At 63.7% G+C, this 15,820-nt stretch carries 16 protein-coding genes; 6 read left to right on the top strand and 10 right to left on the bottom strand.

Features of this window, described 5'->3' with window-relative positions:
• The first annotated feature begins 81 nt into the window (after positions 1–81).
• Positions 82–1,233, top strand: coding sequence for an adenylate/guanylate cyclase domain-containing protein (locus tag OEZ49_RS13985; protein WP_263388888.1), 1,152 nt, complete (start codon positions 82–84; stop codon positions 1,231–1,233).
• A gap of 52 nt (positions 1,234–1,285) precedes the next feature.
• Here OEZ49_RS13985 and OEZ49_RS13990 read toward each other — a convergent pair whose 3' ends face one another.
• The 8 genes from OEZ49_RS13990 to OEZ49_RS14025 all read right to left on the bottom strand — a co-directional run bounded on the left by OEZ49_RS13990 (position 1,286) and on the right by OEZ49_RS14025 (position 10,136).
• The gene (locus OEZ49_RS13990; protein WP_263388889.1) at positions 1,286–2,503 is read right to left on the bottom strand and encodes a phenylacetate--CoA ligase family protein; all 1,218 of its coding nucleotides are present in this window, start codon (positions 2,501–2,503) and stop codon (positions 1,286–1,288) included.
• A gap of 14 nt (positions 2,504–2,517) precedes the next feature.
• A complete protein-coding gene (locus tag OEZ49_RS13995) occupies positions 2,518–3,354 on the bottom strand; it encodes an ABC transporter ATP-binding protein (RefSeq protein WP_263388890.1) in 837 nt (278 codons plus the stop codon).
• 110 nt (positions 3,355–3,464) lie between these two features.
• The gene (locus tag OEZ49_RS14000) at positions 3,465–4,748 is read right to left on the bottom strand and encodes an ABC transporter substrate-binding protein (RefSeq protein WP_263388891.1); all 1,284 of its coding nucleotides are present in this window, start codon (positions 4,746–4,748) and stop codon (positions 3,465–3,467) included.
• Positions 4,749–4,827: 79 nt separating this feature from the next.
• Positions 4,828–5,904, bottom strand: a complete 1,077-nt coding sequence (locus OEZ49_RS14005; RefSeq protein ID WP_164131107.1) for a branched-chain amino acid ABC transporter permease — start codon at positions 5,902–5,904, stop codon at positions 4,828–4,830.
• 3 nt (positions 5,905–5,907) lie between these two features.
• Positions 5,908–6,165 carry a hypothetical protein gene (locus OEZ49_RS14010; RefSeq protein WP_263388892.1) on the bottom strand — a complete coding sequence of 86 codons (258 nt, stop codon included), beginning with the start codon at positions 6,163–6,165 and terminating at the stop codon, positions 5,908–5,910.
• Positions 6,166–6,247: 82 nt separating this feature from the next.
• Positions 6,248–7,234, bottom strand: a complete 987-nt coding sequence (locus OEZ49_RS14015; RefSeq protein ID WP_164131103.1) for a branched-chain amino acid ABC transporter permease — start codon at positions 7,232–7,234, stop codon at positions 6,248–6,250.
• A gap of 41 nt (positions 7,235–7,275) precedes the next feature.
• Entirely contained in the window at positions 7,276–8,094 is an 819-nt protein-coding gene (locus OEZ49_RS14020; RefSeq protein ID WP_263388893.1) for an ABC transporter ATP-binding protein, read from the bottom strand.
• A gap of 68 nt (positions 8,095–8,162) precedes the next feature.
• The gene (locus OEZ49_RS14025; protein WP_164131099.1) at positions 8,163–10,136 is read right to left on the bottom strand and encodes an AMP-binding protein; all 1,974 of its coding nucleotides are present in this window, start codon (positions 10,134–10,136) and stop codon (positions 8,163–8,165) included.
• Positions 10,137–10,392: 256 nt separating this feature from the next.
• Between OEZ49_RS14025 and OEZ49_RS14030 the strand changes: the two genes are divergently transcribed.
• From OEZ49_RS14030 to OEZ49_RS14045, 4 genes are all read left to right on the top strand, one after another.
• Positions 10,393–12,291, top strand: coding sequence for a hybrid sensor histidine kinase/response regulator (locus tag OEZ49_RS14030; protein ID WP_263388894.1), 1,899 nt, complete (start codon positions 10,393–10,395; stop codon positions 12,289–12,291).
• Complete coding sequence (locus tag OEZ49_RS14035; RefSeq protein ID WP_263388895.1) at positions 12,288–12,992, top strand: response regulator transcription factor; 705 nt, start codon at positions 12,288–12,290, stop codon at positions 12,990–12,992. Before OEZ49_RS14030 ends, OEZ49_RS14035 begins: the two co-directional genes overlap by 4 nt.
• Positions 12,993–13,095: 103 nt before the next feature.
• Positions 13,096–13,383, top strand: coding sequence for a hypothetical protein (locus tag OEZ49_RS14040; protein ID WP_263388896.1), 288 nt, complete (start codon positions 13,096–13,098; stop codon positions 13,381–13,383).
• A gap of 67 nt (positions 13,384–13,450) precedes the next feature.
• Positions 13,451–13,849: an MAPEG family protein gene (locus OEZ49_RS14045; RefSeq protein ID WP_263388897.1), complete on the top strand. Its 399-nt coding sequence runs from the start codon at positions 13,451–13,453 to the stop codon at positions 13,847–13,849.
• Positions 13,850–13,861: 12 nt separating this feature from the next.
• Here OEZ49_RS14045 and OEZ49_RS14050 read toward each other — a convergent pair whose 3' ends face one another.
• On the bottom strand, positions 13,862–14,734 hold the full coding sequence (locus OEZ49_RS14050; protein WP_263388898.1) for a LysR family transcriptional regulator: 873 nt from the start codon (positions 14,732–14,734) through the stop codon (positions 13,862–13,864).
• 98 nt (positions 14,735–14,832) lie between these two features.
• On the opposite strand from OEZ49_RS14050, the gene OEZ49_RS14055 reads away from it, so the two are divergent.
• Positions 14,833–15,114, top strand: a complete 282-nt coding sequence (locus OEZ49_RS14055) for a DUF1330 domain-containing protein (protein ID WP_263388899.1) — start codon at positions 14,833–14,835, stop codon at positions 15,112–15,114.
• Here the strand turns inward: OEZ49_RS14055 and OEZ49_RS14060 are convergent.
• Positions 15,111–15,806 (bottom strand): SGNH/GDSL hydrolase family protein, encoded by a 696-nt coding sequence (locus OEZ49_RS14060; protein ID WP_263388900.1) that lies wholly within the window; start codon positions 15,804–15,806, stop codon positions 15,111–15,113. The two genes, OEZ49_RS14055 and OEZ49_RS14060, sit on opposite strands and share 4 nt — an antisense overlap.
• Positions 15,807–15,820 lie beyond the last annotated feature (14 nt).

Consider the following 15,820-nt stretch of genomic DNA (forward strand, 5'->3'; position numbering starts at 1 on the left):
TTTTGTCCCTTAATCGACCAGATTAGTCGGAAATACCAGTGCCTACCGCGCGATTTTGCGCCTCTGCCACGGAATGCCGCGATGACGACGACCCGGACCTCTGCCGAGATCACCCGATGGCTGCTGACCGGGGCGCGGGCCGAGGCCGGTTTGGCGGCGGTGCTGGACGGGTTGGTCGAGCGGCTGATGGCGGCGGGGTTGCGCATCGACCGGGCCACCATAGGCGCGCCGCTGATGCATCCGATCGCGCGTTCGAGTTTCTCGATCTGGGTGCCGGGCGCGGGCGCAAAGGAGAATGAGCTGATCTGGGACGAGGTCGGACTGGAGCGGCTGCACAACAGCCCGATGTATCCGATCTATGCCCGGGGCAAGGATGTCGACTGGCGGCTGGACGCGGTGGCCGAGCCCGGCGAATACGGGATCGGGGCAGAATTGCGGGCGGATGGCTTCACCCATTACCTGGGGCTGGCGCTGCCCTTTGCCGATGGCAGTTACAAGGGGCTGACGCTCCAGACCAAGCGGGCGGGCGGGTTTTCCGCAGACGAACGCGCGCTGTTGCGTGACCTGGTGCCGCCGCTTGCGGTGGTGGTCGAGCATCATGTGCAGCGGCGGCTGGCGCAGACGCTGATGGATACGTTCGTGGGCCAGCGTGCGGGCCAGAGGGTGCTGGAGGGGCAGATCCATCGCGGCGACGGTGACACGATCCGCGCGGTGATCTGGATGAGCGATATCCGGGGGTTCACCCGGATCGCATCGGAGCACCCGCCAGAACAGGTGATCGGCCTGTTGAACCAGGCTTTCGAAGGCGTCACCCGGGCCATTCTGGACCGGGGCGGCGAGGTGCTGAAGTTCATCGGCGACGCGGTCTTGGGGATTTTTCCGGTTGAACAGGATGCCGAAGGCGCGGTTGCCCGCGCCGAGGCGGCGGTGGATGACTTGCGGGCGGCGATGGCGGCGCCGGACTGGCCCGAGGCGGTGCGCATCGGTGTGGCGCTGCATCTGGGCGAGGTCTTTTATGGTAATATCGGCGGGCGCGAACGGCTGGATTTCACCGTGATCGGCGCGGCGGTCAACCTTGTGGCACGGGTCGAGGGGCTGTGCGCTGCGTTGCAAGAACCGGTTCTGGTCACCGGCGACGTGACGCAATTGTCCAGCCGGAGATACCGGGACAAGGGGCGGCACGTGGTCAAGGGCGTGGCCGATCCGGTTGCGGTCTTTGCGCCCGAGGGCTGAACAGGACCCCGCGCCACGGCGCGGGGTCCTGTTGTCCGATACGGTCAGGCGCCTAGTCGTAGCGGCGCTGGTCCTCGATCACCAGCCCGTCCTTGGGCAGGCTTCCGGGGGCCACGACCTCGATCGCGCCTTTCAGCTTGAGTACCTCGGCGACCGAACGGGCATAGGCATTGCTGTCGCCGCCAGGGCTTTCGATCTGGACCGTCATCGCATCCATCTCGCCCACCCGGGTGGCGATCACCCGCGCCTTGACGATTTCGGAATGCTTGTCGACCAAGGCCGCCACCTGCTCGGGGCGCACGAACATGCCCTTGATCTTGGTGGTCTGGTCGGCGCGGCCCATCCAGCCCTTGATCCGCGTGTTGGTGCGGCCGCAGGGCGAGGCGCCCGCCATCACCGCCGACATGTCGCCGGTGGCGAAGCGGATGAGCGGGTAGTCGGGATTGAGGGAGGTCACCACGACCTCGCCCACCTCGCCCGGCGCCACCGGCGTGCCGGTGCCGGGAGTGACGATCTCGACGATCACGTGTTCGTCGACGATCATCCCCTCCATCGCCGCGCTTTCGTAGGCGATATTGCCCAGATCGGCGGTGGCATAGCATTGCAGGCACGAGATGCCACGGTCGGCATATTCCTTGCGCAGCGACGGGAACAGCGCGCCGCCGCCCACGGCGGCCTTGGTGAAGCTGAGCGTGACGCCCATCTCTTCGGCCTTGTCCAGGATCACCTTGAGGTAATCGGGCGTACCGGCATAGGCGGTGCAGCCGATGTCTTGCGCGGCGGTCACCTGCAATTCGGTCTGGCCGGTTCCGGCGGGCAGCACCGCCGCCCCGACAGCCCGGGCGCCGTTTTCAAAGATCATTCCGGCGGGTGTGAGGTGATAGCCAAAGCAGTTCTGCACGATATCACCCTGCCCGATACCGGCGGCATGCAGGAAGCGCCCCATGCGCCACCAGTCGTGATCGGTGCCGCCCGGTTCATAGATCGGACCGGGAGACTGGAACACATGGGCGAACCCGTGCGCGGGCTTGACGGTAAAGCCGCCAAAGGGCGGGTGTTCGCCCTGCGACCGGCTGAGTTCCGACTTGCGCAGCACCGGCAGCGTCGCCAGTGCCAGGGCATCGGTGATCGCGGCCGGGTCGATATCGGCCAGCAAACGGGCAAAACCGGGCGCGGTTTTCGCGCGGGCGATCTGCTCTGGCAAGGCCGTGGCCAGATCGGCGGCGCGCTGATCGGCCGAGCGGGTTTCGAGTGCATCAAAATGGGTCATGGCATGATCCCTCATCAGCTCAGCCACCGCTTGCGGCGGCGATAGGAGCGGACATCGCGGAAACTCTTGCGGCCCTCATCGGACATGCCGAGATAGAATTCCTTCACATCCGGGTTCTCGCGCAGTTCCTTGGCGGGGCCATCCATCACCACGCGACCGGATTCCAGGATATAGCCGTAGTGGGCATAACGCAGCGCCACGTTGGTGTTCTGTTCGGCCAGCAGGAAGGACACGCCCTCTTTCTGGTTCAGGTCGCGGACAATCTCGAAGATCTCTTCGACCAGCTGCGGCGCCAGGCCCATCGAGGGCTCGTCGAGCAGGATGGTCTCGGGCCGCGACATCAGCGCCCGCCCCATCGCCACCATCTGCTGTTCACCGCCCGAGGTATAGCCTGCCTGGCTGCGGCGGCGCTCCTTGAGGCGGGGGAAGTAGTTATAGACCATCTCGAGGTCACGCTGGATATTGGCGCCGCCATCCTTGCGGGTATAGGCGCCGGTCAGCAGGTTTTCCTCGACAGTCAGGTGTTCGAAACAATGGCGGCCTTCCATCACCTGGATGACGCCCTTGGTCACCAGGGCGGCGGGGTCCTGTTCGTGAATGGTCTCGCCACGATACTTGATCGACCCTTTGGTCACCTCTCCGCGTTCGGAATGCAGCAGGTTCGACACCGCCTTGAGCGTGGTCGTCTTGCCGGCGCCGTTGCCACCCAGCAGCGCGGTTATCCCGCCCTTGGGCACGGTGAGGCTGACACCCTTAAGCACGAGGATCACGTGATTGTAGATCACCTCGATATTGTTGACCTCCAGCAGGGTTTCCACCTGCGCATCCGTGGTATTTGCCGCATCCAGCATCCGCGCTTGTCCTCATTGGCCCCGGTTTGCCGGGGATGATCGGGGTGGGACGGCGGCGGACCGCCGTCCCGGGTTCGATGCGGGCCCGGATCCCGGGCCCGGTCCTGCGCTTAGTTGCAGCGCGGCGCGATGTTGTTCTCGGTCGCGTAGGCGCTCGAGTCTTCCTCGATCAGCGCGCCGATGACCTCGCCGTCGGTCGGTTTAAAGTCCGAGATCAGCGACCAGGTCTTGGACGTCGCATCCCACTGGGTCACACCCACCAGGGCGTCGCCGCCGTGGTTCTCGCAGCTGACCGAGAAGGTCGGACCGAAGTTCGGCAGGCCCAGTTCGGCCATCTTCGCTTCGGTGATCTCCAGCGCTTCCATGCCGTCGCGCATGTCGGCGGCGGTGATGTCGGCCTTGCCCGAGATCTCCTGTGCCTTCTTGGCGGCTTCGGCTGCCAGCATGGCGGCATAGAGACCGCGGTTATAGAGCACGGTACCGACCTGGTCACCGGCACCCGCCGCCTTGCCCGCGTCGATCACGTATTTCTTCAGATCGTCGAACAGCGGGAAATCGGTGCCGACGTTGTGGAAGGTCAGCGCCTTGTAGCCGTTGGCGGCATCACCGGCGGGCAACACGTCGTTCTCGGAACCCGACCACCAGATGCCGATGAAGTTTTCCATCGGGAAGCGGATGTTGGCGGCTTCCTGAACGGCGACCTGGTTCATCACGCCCCAGCCCCACATCAGCACATAGTCGGGCTTGTCGCGACGGATTTGCAGCCACTGCGATTTCTGCTCCTGGCCCGGATGGTCGACCGGCAGGGTGCTGAGTTCAAAGCCATGCTTCTTGCTCAGCTCTTCCAGGGTGCGGATCGGTTCCTTGCCATAGGCAGAGTTGTGATAGACCAGGGCGATCTTCTTGCCCTTGATGTCGCCGCCGTTGATTTCCAGCAGGTAGTTCACCGCGCCCGAGGCACCATCCCAGTAGTTGGCGGGATAGTTGAAGACGTTCGAGAACACCTTGCCGTTCTTGGCAGAGGTACGGCCATAGCCCATCGAGTGGATTGCGATACCGTCAGCGGTGGCTTTGGGGATCAGCTGATAGGTGATACCGGTCGACAGCGGCTGGTACACCAGGGCGCCCTGGCCCTTGGTCGACTCGTAGCATTCAACGCCTTTCTCGGTGTTGTAGCCGGTTTCGCATTCCAGCACGTTGGCCTTGACGCCGCCGATGCCACCGTCCCGCTCGTTGAGCAGGGTGAAATAGTCGGCATAGCCGTCTGCGAACGGAATGCCGCCCGCGGCATAGGCACCGGTACGATAGCTGAGCGACGGGAATGTCAGGTCAGCCAGTGCCGGGCCAGCGGCGATCAGGGCGCTCAGCGCCACGGTTGCCAGTTTCATCTTCATCGGGTGTCTCCTCCCTTGGTTAGACCGATGTTGGTGTACGGGGGGAACCGCCCCCCGTATCGGGTTGGACCTGTCCGCATCAGTGCGGGAAGGGCCAGAGTCTGAGTTTTTCCTTGGCCACGCGCCACAGCTGCGCCAGCCCGTGGGGTTCCATAATCAGGAACACGATGATCAGCGCACCGACGATAACAAGTTGCAGATGCGCCACGATATCCGTGGGCCAGCCCAGCATGTCCGCGCCGACGACCTTGAGCACCACCGGCAGCAGCACCAGGAAGGCCGCACCCGCGAACGAGCCGAAGATCGAGCCGAGACCGCCGATGATCACCATGAACAGCACCAGAAAAGATTTCTGGATGCCAAAGGCCTCGCCCACTTCGACGGCTCCGAGGTAGAGCGCGAAGAACAGCGCGCCCGAGATGCCGATGAAGAAGGAACTGACGGCGAAGGCGGTCATCTTGGCCTTGAGCGGGTTCACACCGATGATCTCGGCCGCGATGTCCATGTCGCGGATCGCCATCCAGGTGCGGCCCATGGTGCCGCGGGTCAGGTTCCGGGCGATCAGGGCGCAGAGGGTCAGAAAGACCAGGCAGAACAGGTAGGTGGCCCAGGCCGGCGCATTGGCGCCGGTGATGATGACACCGAACACTTCCCGTTCGGGCGCGTTGATCTGGCCCGAGGCGGAATAGTTGTAGAACCACGGCACCCGGTTGAAGAGCCAGACCAGAAAGAACTGCGCCGCCAAAGTTGCCACCGCAAGGTAGAACCCCTTGATCCGCAGGCTGGGCAGGCCGAACAGCACCCCCACGGCAGCGGTGATGCCACCGGCCAGGATCACATGGATGAACATGCTCACCTCGGGAAAGGCGGTCATCAGCTTGTAGACGGCATAAGCGCCCACCGCCATGAACCCGCCGGTGCCTAGGCTGACCTGGCCGCAATAGCCCACCAGGATGTTCAGCCCGATCGCGGCGATGGCATAGATCAGAAACGGCAGCAGCAGCGAGTTCGCCCAATAGTCGTTGATGATGAACGGGATGATCCCGAAGGCCACCACCAAAACCACGTAGTACCGATACCGGTCGAACTTGATCGGAAAGGTCTGGCTGTCGGACTGGTAGGAGGTTTTGAAATCTCCGGCTTCACGGTAGAACATCGCTTACATGCCCCCTTCGGACTGCGCGCGGTTGCGGGCCGCGGTGTCGAGTTGATTTGTCTTTTTCGCATAGCCGCTCGCTTCGGCGGCCCGGACCAGCCGCGGATATGCGACGATCCCCATGATGAACCCGGCAAAGGCCAGAAAGCTGGCGGTGATCAGCTGATGGTCGCTCAGATCCTGCGCGGTCAGGGCGATATAGCCAAAGGCCCAGAAGCCCGACCAGGCGACGACATTGACGATGGCGATCAGCTTGTTCATCCGTCTCCTCCCTTCCTTGCGAAGGTTCCGGGCGGGCGGGTCTCGTTGCGCGGCACGCGCAACGGGGTCGCCCACCGGAGCCTCAGACCCTTTCGATGATCTTCTCGCCGAACAGGCCCTGCGGCCGGAACACGAGGAAGATCAGCGCCAGAACATAGGCGAACCAGTTCTCGGTCGCGCCGCCCACCAGCGGGCCAACCGCGAATTCGAACAGTTTCTCGCCCACCCCGATGATCAGCCCGCCGACAATGGCGCCGGGGATCGAGGTGAAGCCGCCCAGCATCAGCACCGGAAGCGCCTTGAGCGCGATCAGCGACAGCGAGAACTGCACGCCCGACTTGGTGCCCCACATGATGCCCGCGACCAGCGCGACAAAGCCCGCGACCGACCAGACCAGCACCCAGATGAAGTTCAGCGAGATACCGACGCTCAGCGCCGCCTGGTGATCGTCGGCCACCGCGCGCATCGCCCGGCCCTGCTTGGTGTACTGGCTGAAGGCCACCAGCGCCGCCACCAGAAGCGCCGCGATCACGGTCGCCACGATATCCAGATTGTCGATGAAGAAGCCGTAGCCGAAGATGCCGTAGGTGGTGTCGTCGATCCAGACGTTCAGGCCCTGCGGCAAGCCGACATCCAGCGTCTTGATCTCGGAGCCCCACATCAGGTCGGCCACGCCTTCGAGGAAATAGGCAAGCCCGATGGTGGCCATGAACAGGATGATCGGTTCCTGCCCGACCAGGTGGCGCATCACGAATTGCTGCACCGCCCAGGCCAGAAGGATCATCACGCCCATCGTCAGCAGGATGGCCAGCAGCGCCGGAATGGTCCAGCCGAAATGGGTGACATGAACCCCGAAGGTCGCGTTGATCAGATGCGCAAAGGGCACCTGGCCGTTCATGATCCCCACCAGGGTCATGGCGGCAAACAGCGCCATCACGCCCTGGGCATAGTTGAAGATGCCGGACGCCTTGTAGATCAGCACGAAGCCCAGCGCCACCAGCGCATAGAGCACGCCCGCCATCAGGCCGTTGAGGATCACCTCGGTGGCATAAATCAGTTGATCAGACATGTCCCGCGCCCCCGGTTTTCATCGTGTCGTTCAGGTGAAGATCAGTCATGTGCCACCCCCAGATAGGCGTCGATGACCTCTTGGTTGTTGCGCACCTCGTCGGGTGTGCCGTCGCCGATCTTCTTGCCGTAATCCATCACCACCACACGGTCGCTCAGGTCCATGACCACGCCCATGTCGTGTTCGATCAGCGCGATGGTGGTGCCGAACTCGTCGTTCACGTCGAGGATGAAGCGGCTCATGTCCTCTTTCTCTTCGACGTTCATGCCCGCCATCGGCTCGTCCAGCAGCAAGAGCTTGGGCTCGGCGGCCAGCGCACGGGCCAGTTCGACCCGCTTTTTCAGGCCGTAGGGCAGGCGCGACACCGGCGTCTTGCGGATGTGCTGGATCTCGAGGAAATCGATGATCTTTTCCACCGCCTCGCGGTTCTCGACCTCTTCGCGCTCGGCCTTGCCGCGCCAGATCGACTGGCTCAGCAGGCCCGCGCTCATGAAGTTGAGCCGCCCGGTCATCACGTTGTCCAGAACGCTCATCCCCTCGAACAGGGCAATGTTCTGGAAGGTGCGCGCGATGCCCTGGCGGGCCACCTCATAGGGGCGCATCGCAGGGCGCTTCTTGCCGTGGAACCAGACCTCGCCCTCTTGCGGCACATAAAAGCCCGAGATCACGTTAAGCATCGAGGACTTGCCGGCACCGTTCGGGCCGATGATCGCGCGGATCTCGCCCTCGCGGATGTCAAAGCTGATGTCCTTGATCGCCACCACGCCGCCAAACCGCAGGGTGATGTTCTTCATTTCCATCACCACGCCGCCGATCTTGCGGCCGTCCTCGGTGATGTATCCCTCAGATGCGTCGAGCATCGGTGTCTCCCTTGTCTGTCGGACCGGGGTCCAGTGCGGTGGGCGCGGGCCGCGCGCCCTGCCGGCGCTTATTCAGCGGCCACCTTGTGCTGTGCCACGGGCTGGACCTTGGCGTCGCAGATGGTCAGCGTCGCCTTGATCGCGCCCTTGCGGCCATCCTCATAGGTCACCTCGGTCACGGTCGAGACCTTGTCGGAGCCGTCATAAAGCGCGGCGATGATGTCGGCATACTTGTCCTCGACAAAGCCGCGGCGCACCTTGCGGGTCCGGGTGATCTCGCCATCGTCGGCATCAAGCTCCTTGTGCAGGACGACGAAGCGATGCACCTGGCAGCCCGACAGCATGGCGTCGGCGGCAACGGATTTGTTCACCTCTTCCACGTGGTTGGTGATGGTTTCCAACACGCGCGGGTGTCCTGCCAGTTCCTGGTACGAGGCGTAGGCGATGTTGTTGCGCTCGGCCCAGTTGCCGATCGCCGTCAGGTCGATGTTGATGAAGGCGACGCAACGGTCGCGACCATTGCCAAACAGCACGGCCTCGAGAATGTCGGGATAGAACTTGAGTTTGTTCTCGACATATTTCGGCGCGAACATGCTGCCGTCGGCCATCTTGCCCACGTCCTTGGCGCGGTCGATGATGCGCAGGTGACCCGTGCCTTCCTCGATGAAGCCCGCGTCGCCGGTTGCGACCCAGCCTTCGGCATCCTTGGTCGAGGCGGTGCTTTCGGGGTTCTTGTAATACTCGACGAAGACGCCGGGCGAGCGGTAATGGATCTCGCCCTTTTCGTCGATCTTGATCTCGACGTCCGGCGCGGGCACGCCGACGGTATCGGCACGCACCTCTCCATCGGGCTGGACGGTGATGAACACGGTCGCCTCGGTCTGGCCGTAGAGCTGTTTCAGGTTGATGCCGAGCGAGCGGTAGAAATCGAAGATTTCCGGCCCGATCGCCTCGCCCGCGGTGTAGCCCACGCGGAACCGGCTGTAGCCCAGCGTATCCTTGAGCGGGCCGTAGACCAGAAAGTTGCCAAGCGCGTATTTCAGGCGGTCGCCGAAGCTGACCGGCTTGCCGTCCAGGATGCGACCGCCGACCTTCTTGGCATGGGCCATGAAGTGGTGGAACATCCGGCGTTTCAGGGGGCTTGCATCCTCCATCCGGATCATCACGTTGGTCAGCTGCATCTCGAACACCCGTGGCGGGGCGAAGAAATAGGTCGGGCCGATCTCGCGCAGGTCGGTCATCATCGTGTCGGGGCTTTCGGGGCAGTTCACGCAGAAACCGCACCAATAGGCCTGTCCGATCGAGAAGATGAAGTCGCCCACCCAGGCCATCGGCAGGTAGGAGAGGATATCCTCGCCGCGGGTCAGGTGATCGAAGTCCGCCGAATTCTTGGCGCTTTCGATGACGTTGCGGTTGGACAGAACCACGCCCTTGGGTTTGCCCGTGGTGCCCGAAGTGTAGAGCATCACGCAGGTGTCGTCATAGGTGATCGCGGCGATGCGGCGGTCGAGTTCGGCGTCCAGCCGGTGATGCCCGGCGCGACCCTCGGCCATGATGTCATGCAGCGCGTTCATCTGGGAGTGGTCGTATTTCCGCATCCCGCGCTTGTCGGTATAGAGGATGTGCTTGACCTGGTGCACCTTCTCCTGGATCTCGATGACCTTGTCGACCTGCTCCTGGTCACCGCAGACGATGTATTTGGCGCCGCAATGCTCCATGACATATGTCATCTCTTCGGCCACCGCGTCCTGGTAGAACGGCACCGGCACGGCGCCGACCATCTGGGCGGCGACCATCGACCAGTAATGCGCCGGACGGTTGCGGCCGATGACGGCGATGTGGTCGCCCTTTTCGACGCCGATCTCCAGAAAACCCAGCGCCATGGCGCGAATCTCGGCCGCGGCTTCGGCCCAGGTCCAGCATTGCCAGATGCCGAATTCCTTTTCCCGGTAAGCCGGGGCATTCCCAAACTGGGTTGCGTTGCGGTGAAGCAGCGCCGGAAGGGACTGAAGCCCCCCAGCGCCCGACTGCGACTGGACCAATGTCTCTCTCCTCCCCATTCCGACCCGCTCCTTCGGGCCGGACGTGACCGCGTGACCCTGACGGACCGTTGCGATTCTGCCCCAGATCAGGAACAGCGCCATTGGTCGCGGGGAAAGTTTTCGTGATGTTTTCCCAATTCTTACGAATTGTAACAGCGCCCATTCGGTATCCGCGACACGGTATCCCCCGGGACCGCCGCCCCTTGTTCTGACGAATTTTGTGGTGCTAGGCAGAGAGTGAGGGAGGCCAGACGCCGTGGACAGAAGCGAACAGTGGATCAAGACGATGACCTCGGCCGGGCTGAACCTGATCGCCCAGGCCCTGTCCATCTATGACAATGACCTGCGACTGGCGGTCTGCAACCGCCGTTTCCAGGAAATGTTTCATCTGCCCGACCGGCTGATCCGTCCGGGTGCGCGGTTCGACGACACGATCCGTTATCTCGCCCAGCGCGGCGATTATGGCGAGGTCGCCGACATCGACGCGCTGGTCCGGCACCGGGTGCAGCAGGCGCGCGCCTTTGTGCCGCATTATTTCGAACGGACGCGCGTCAACGGGCAGGTCATCTCGATCGAGGGCGCGCCCCTGCCGCAGGGTGGATGGGTGACCGTCTATACCGACATCACCCGGACCAAGCGGGTAGAAGAGCTGCTGCGCGCCCGGTCCGAGGAACTGTCGGGCCAGCTCCTGGCCCATGCCGAGGAGCTGAGCACCACCAACCGCAAGCTGGCCGCCACCATCAGCGCGCTGGAAGAGGCGCAGCGGCAGTTGACCGAGATCGAGGCACGCACCCGCCTGACCACCGAGATGATGCCGGCCCATATCGCCCATGTGGATCGGGACGGGCATTACACCTATTCCAACCGGCGGCTGAGCGCGGTGATGCCTGGGCGGCCCTCGGACATCCTGGGGCTGCATATCTCGGAGGCGCTGGGGCCGGAGGCCTTTGCCAAGATCGAGCCACATCTTCAGGCCGCCTATGGCGGGGACAGTCCGGTTTTCGAGTTCAACGAGGCGCATGACGGGCGGCGCATCCGGGTGGCGTTTACCCCCGATGGTACCGGCGGGGTCTATATCCTGTCGATGGATGTGACCACCGAAACCCAGACCCGGGTCGCGCTGCAACAATCCCGCCGCAGGGCAATGGCGGCGCAGATGACCAGCGGGCTGGCGCATGATTTCTCGAACCTATTGACCATCATCCTGGGCATGATGTCGAAGATGGAGAAGATGGACCTGCCCGAAGAGGCCGCCGAACTGGTGGCCGCAACCCAGGCCACCGCGCAGAGGGGTGGACGCCTGCTGAACCGGATCGCCGACATGACCGGCAACCGCACATTACGGCCACGGGCCACCGACATGCACGGGCTGCTCGATGACCTCAAGCTGCTGGCCACCCCCACCCTGCCGCGCGGCATCGGGCTGAGCGTGCTGGACCACACGCCGGACGAGGCGCTGATGCTGGATGCGGGCATGTTGCAGGATGCGCTGCTGAACCTGGTGCTGAACGCGCGCGACGCCTGCGGCGCCAACGGGCTGATCGCGGTCAGCGCACATGCCATCGGCCGTATCTGGATCGAGATCGCGGTAACCGACACAGGCCCGGGATTTTCCAAGGAGGCGCTGGAGCGCGGGCTGAACCCGTTCTTTACCACCAAGGGCAGCGAGGGGTCGGGGCTGGGCCTGCCGATGGTCTATGACATGGTCAAGCTGGCGGGCGGCGACATGCGGCTGGGCAACACCCCCACGGGCGCGGTTGTCACGTTGCGCCTGCCCTATCGTGCCGCGCCGCCCACGCAGGGCGGGCTGGCGTTGCTGGTCGAAGATAACGAGGATCTGCGCGCGACCTTCCGCGACATGCTGGTCGATCTGGGGCATACGGTGATCGAGGCGACCTCGGTCGACGAGGCCAGCGCGCTGACCGCCGACATCGAGGATATCGCGCTGGTCCTGTCGGACATCAAACTGGAGGGGGCCGCAACCGGTATCGACCTGCTGAAACGCCTGCCGCGCGCGCTGCCCTGTATCCTGATGACCTCGCTGCCACTGTCCGATCCGCTGCACCGCGAGGCCTTGACCCGCGGCCCGGTGCTGCGCAAGCCCTTTACCCGCGCGCAACTGGCCGCGCTGATCCGCTCTGAGGAGACGACATGACCGCCCCTCTCGTGACCATCCTGGACGACGAACCGGAAATCCGGCTGATCCTGACCGAAGCGCTGGCCGAGGCCGGGTTCCGCACCCAGAGCTTCTCCCGTGCCCGCGAATTCGAGGCCTCGCTGAAACGGGTGACGCCGGATGTCTGCCTGGTGGACCTGTCGCTGCCCGATACCGACGGTCTGGCGCTGGTGCACCGGCTGGCGCTGGAACAGGGGGCGACGGTGATCATCATCTCGGGCCGGGCGCAGGTGCAGGACCGGGTGACCGGGCTGGAACTGGGGGCTGACGATTACATCACCAAGCCGTTTGACCCGGCCGAGGTGGTGGCGCGTATCCGCGCGCGGCTGCGCGACGGGATGCGCGGTGAGGTGCAGGGCGGCGATATCGCCAGCTTCAACGGCTGGACGGCGCATTTCGACCGCTATGCGCTGGAGGATGAAAGCGGCGCCGAGACCCCGTTCTCTCATGCCGAGGGCGAGGTGCTGCGGCTGTTTCTGGAGAGCCCCAAGCGACTGATCAGCCGGGCGCAGATGCAGGAGGCCCTGGGCGGTGCTGCGGGCGAAAGCTTTGACCGGGCGATGGATGTGCGCATCTCGCGCCTGCGCACCAAACTGCGCGAAGACCCCAAGAACCCGCGTCTGATCAAGACGATCTATGGGGCGGGATATATCTTTCTGGGCGATGTCAGCTGGCGCTAGGCCAGGTTGACCGGGACCGGCCACCGACGGTAGCATGAACATGCGCGGACCGAAGCACAGGCGGGCCAGCGCCCGCCGCAGTTCCTTTGGGAGGGAGGCTGCAATGCACCCATATCTGGAGATTCGCAGACGCATGCTGGACAAGGCCATGCGCCGCTATGTCCGGGCCGACATTGCATGGCGGCAAGGGTTGGAGCAGGCGGCACTGCTGATACCCGGTGCGATCGGTCGGGGATACCTGATGATCGGCAATCCGGGATCGCGGGTCCGCCGACTCTATGACGAGCGCGACCGGGCTTTGCAGCGGTTGACGGCGGCACGGGCCAAGCTGCACGAGGCGCGCGGCAGGGTTCGGGTGGAACGGCGCATATTGTTGATCGCGCGGGGCTGACCGGCGCATTTCTCACGCGCAAAGTGGCACAAAATATGGTATGTTTCCGGTGGGAGGGACGCATATCATGACAACACTCGAATTCTATACCGCTTTGACCGCGCTTTGGGTGGCTATCGCCTGGTTGCCCTATATCCTTGACCGGATCATGATCCGTGGCCTGATGGGCGCCATGGCGAACTATGATCCGAACGCCGTTCCGCAAAGTGCCTGGGCACAGCGGGCGATGCGGGCGCATAACGTGGCGATCCAGGCCTTTGCCGCCTTTGCGCCGCTGGCCGTGATGGCGATGATCAGGATGCCCGAAGATGCCTATCCCGGCACGCTGGCGATGACGTTTTTTGTGGGCATTTTCGCCCATTACATCATCTATTGCCTGGGTATCCCGGTGCTCAGAACCCTGGCCTTTGCCCTGGCCGCGCTGTCGTCGGTCGCCCTGGCGTTGCGGCTGCTCGGAACGATCTAACGCGGTTCTGGTTCACGCCACGAAATCAGCCCGGCGGGACCGGAACCAGGGTATCAAGACCTCGCGAAAGGCGCGCGGCTTGGCTGCGCGCCAGACGTCCCGGTGCCCGACCACCCAGATGTCGGCATAGGGTTGCGGCGGCAGCAGCGGCACTTGTACCAGCCCCGGCGTGGCGCGGCCCAGGAACATCGGCATCCGCACCGCGCCCAGACCGGCTTGCGCGGCACCGACCATCGCGACCATGTCATCAAACACGTATCTCAGGCGGGTGTTTGGGAAGCTGCCGAGCACGGCCTCTGGCACGCGCGGTGTCTGCTCATAGGCGATCCAGTCAACGGGGGCGTTTGGATCGACCGCAATAGCTTCGGCCACCTGCGGCGCGGCAAAGCTCGCCGCCTGTTGCGCGCAAAGCCGGATACCGGTCAGGCTGTCGCCGGGGCTGCGACTTATGCGAATGGCCAGATCCGCTTCGCGCCGGGTCAAGTCGAGGAGGTCGTTGGTGGCACGCAAGTGGAGGTCCACCAATGGGTGCAGGTCAGTGAACCGTGCCATGACAGGAGCCAGATGCGGACCGACCAGAAGTTGAGGCGCGGTTATCACCAACCTGCCGCCAAGGCTCTGATCTCGGCCCTGAAGGCGGCGGAACAGATCCTGCTGGCGAGTTTCCATCCCAGCGGCATGATCCGCCACCATGCGCCCCGCTTCGGTCGGGCGATAGCCATCGGCCAGACGATCAAACAGGGTTTCGCCCAGCGCCGCCTCGGCCCTTTGTACTCGGCGCGCCACGGTGGTGTAATTCACCCCAAGTATCGTGGCCGCCGTTGCCAGAGTGCCCCCGCGTACCACGGCCAGAACCGTTCTAAGATCTTCCCAATCCGCATCCATGCCATGCATTTTCGCATGTATATCGTGCAAACACACGCGTTTTCCGCATGTCTCAGTATCACTACGTTCCAAAGTATCTGCAACAAGGAGAAGAGCCGATGATCTATGCAGTCTTTAAAGCCACCGTCACCGACCCCGTCGCCCTGGCCGCCTATCGTGACCGCGCCGGTGCGGCGCTGGCCCGCCATGGCGGCAAGGTCGAGCAGGCCACACCGGCCGCCAGCGCCCTGGACGGTGCGCCACAAGTACCGGATGTTGTCGCAATCCTGAGTTTTCCGGATGCCGGGGCTGCACGGGCCTGGATCAATGATCCGGACTTGGCCGACCTGCATGCTCTGCGCCGTAGCGCCGGGCCCAGCGAAATCCTGCTATTGGGTTAGGGGCGCCCGTTCAACTGACGGATCGCCGAGGCCAGCCGCTCGCCCACTTTGCGGCTGGTCTTGCGCGCGGGATGGATGAGGTCGGGAGCAAAATAGGTCAGACCGCCGGGTGGCACGACATCCTGCATCGAGACGTAATACACCCCGTCTTCGGCCGCAGCCAACCGGGCGATCCGCGCCTCAAGCTCGTCTCCGTCATTCTTGCAATGCTCGATCGGGGTCAGCAGGTCGGGGCTGCGCAGATATCCTGTATAGAGCACCCTTGCACCGTCAGCACGGATACGGCGGACAAGATCGGGTATCTGCCCCGCCGAGCCATCGGTCGATATCAGACGGTCCATGACAGTGTCGCAGCGGCCGCAACCACACCCGAACAGCAGGTCATTGCCGCCGCCATTGACGACAACCCATTCCCAGGCGCCCTGCTCGTACTGGTAGGGCACGTTTACGCCCCGGCCTTCCTCGTCACCATCCCGCGTCAACATCCATGCGCCGCTCACAGAGCGGTCGACAACCGGCTGACCCAGCTCCTTGGAAATTACATCGGGGACCGAACTGCCAAAGGCGGAGTTCCACGACAGAAGCGAATCGCCAATCGCCAGGATCCGGGCATCCTGATTATGCCGAACGCTGTCCTGACAGGCGAAAAGCAGGCCACTCAGGCCTAACAGAACAATGATTTTCCGAAACATGGACGACTGGCCCT

Source organism: Ruegeria marisflavi (assembly GCF_025673445.1).
Lineage (GTDB): Bacteria > Pseudomonadota > Alphaproteobacteria > Rhodobacterales > Rhodobacteraceae > Ruegeria_B > Ruegeria_B marisflavi.

Coding starts and splice junctions, on each gene's coding strand:
- OEZ49_RS13985 (WP_263388888.1), top strand. CDS start 82: ATGACGACGACCCGGACCTCTGCCGAGATCACCCGATGGCTGCTGACC.
- OEZ49_RS13990 (WP_263388889.1), bottom strand. CDS start 2,503: ATGACCCATTTTGATGCACTCGAAACCCGCTCGGCCGATCAGCGCGCC.
- OEZ49_RS13995 (WP_263388890.1), bottom strand. CDS start 3,354: ATGCTGGATGCGGCAAATACCACGGATGCGCAGGTGGAAACCCTGCTG.
- OEZ49_RS14000 (WP_263388891.1), bottom strand. CDS start 4,748: ATGAAGATGAAACTGGCAACCGTGGCGCTGAGCGCCCTGATCGCCGCT.
- OEZ49_RS14005 (WP_164131107.1), bottom strand. CDS start 5,904: ATGTTCTACCGTGAAGCCGGAGATTTCAAAACCTCCTACCAGTCCGAC.
- OEZ49_RS14010 (WP_263388892.1), bottom strand. CDS start 6,165: ATGAACAAGCTGATCGCCATCGTCAATGTCGTCGCCTGGTCGGGCTTC.
- OEZ49_RS14015 (WP_164131103.1), bottom strand. CDS start 7,234: ATGTCTGATCAACTGATTTATGCCACCGAGGTGATCCTCAACGGCCTG.
- OEZ49_RS14020 (WP_263388893.1), bottom strand. CDS start 8,094: ATGCTCGACGCATCTGAGGGATACATCACCGAGGACGGCCGCAAGATC.
- OEZ49_RS14035 (WP_263388895.1), top strand. CDS start 12,288: ATGACCGCCCCTCTCGTGACCATCCTGGACGACGAACCGGAAATCCGG.
- OEZ49_RS14040 (WP_263388896.1), top strand. CDS start 13,096: ATGCACCCATATCTGGAGATTCGCAGACGCATGCTGGACAAGGCCATG.
- OEZ49_RS14045 (WP_263388897.1), top strand. CDS start 13,451: ATGACAACACTCGAATTCTATACCGCTTTGACCGCGCTTTGGGTGGCT.
- OEZ49_RS14050 (WP_263388898.1), bottom strand. CDS start 14,734: ATGGATGCGGATTGGGAAGATCTTAGAACGGTTCTGGCCGTGGTACGC.
- OEZ49_RS14055 (WP_263388899.1), top strand. CDS start 14,833: ATGATCTATGCAGTCTTTAAAGCCACCGTCACCGACCCCGTCGCCCTG.
- OEZ49_RS14060 (WP_263388900.1), bottom strand. CDS start 15,806: ATGTTTCGGAAAATCATTGTTCTGTTAGGCCTGAGTGGCCTGCTTTTC.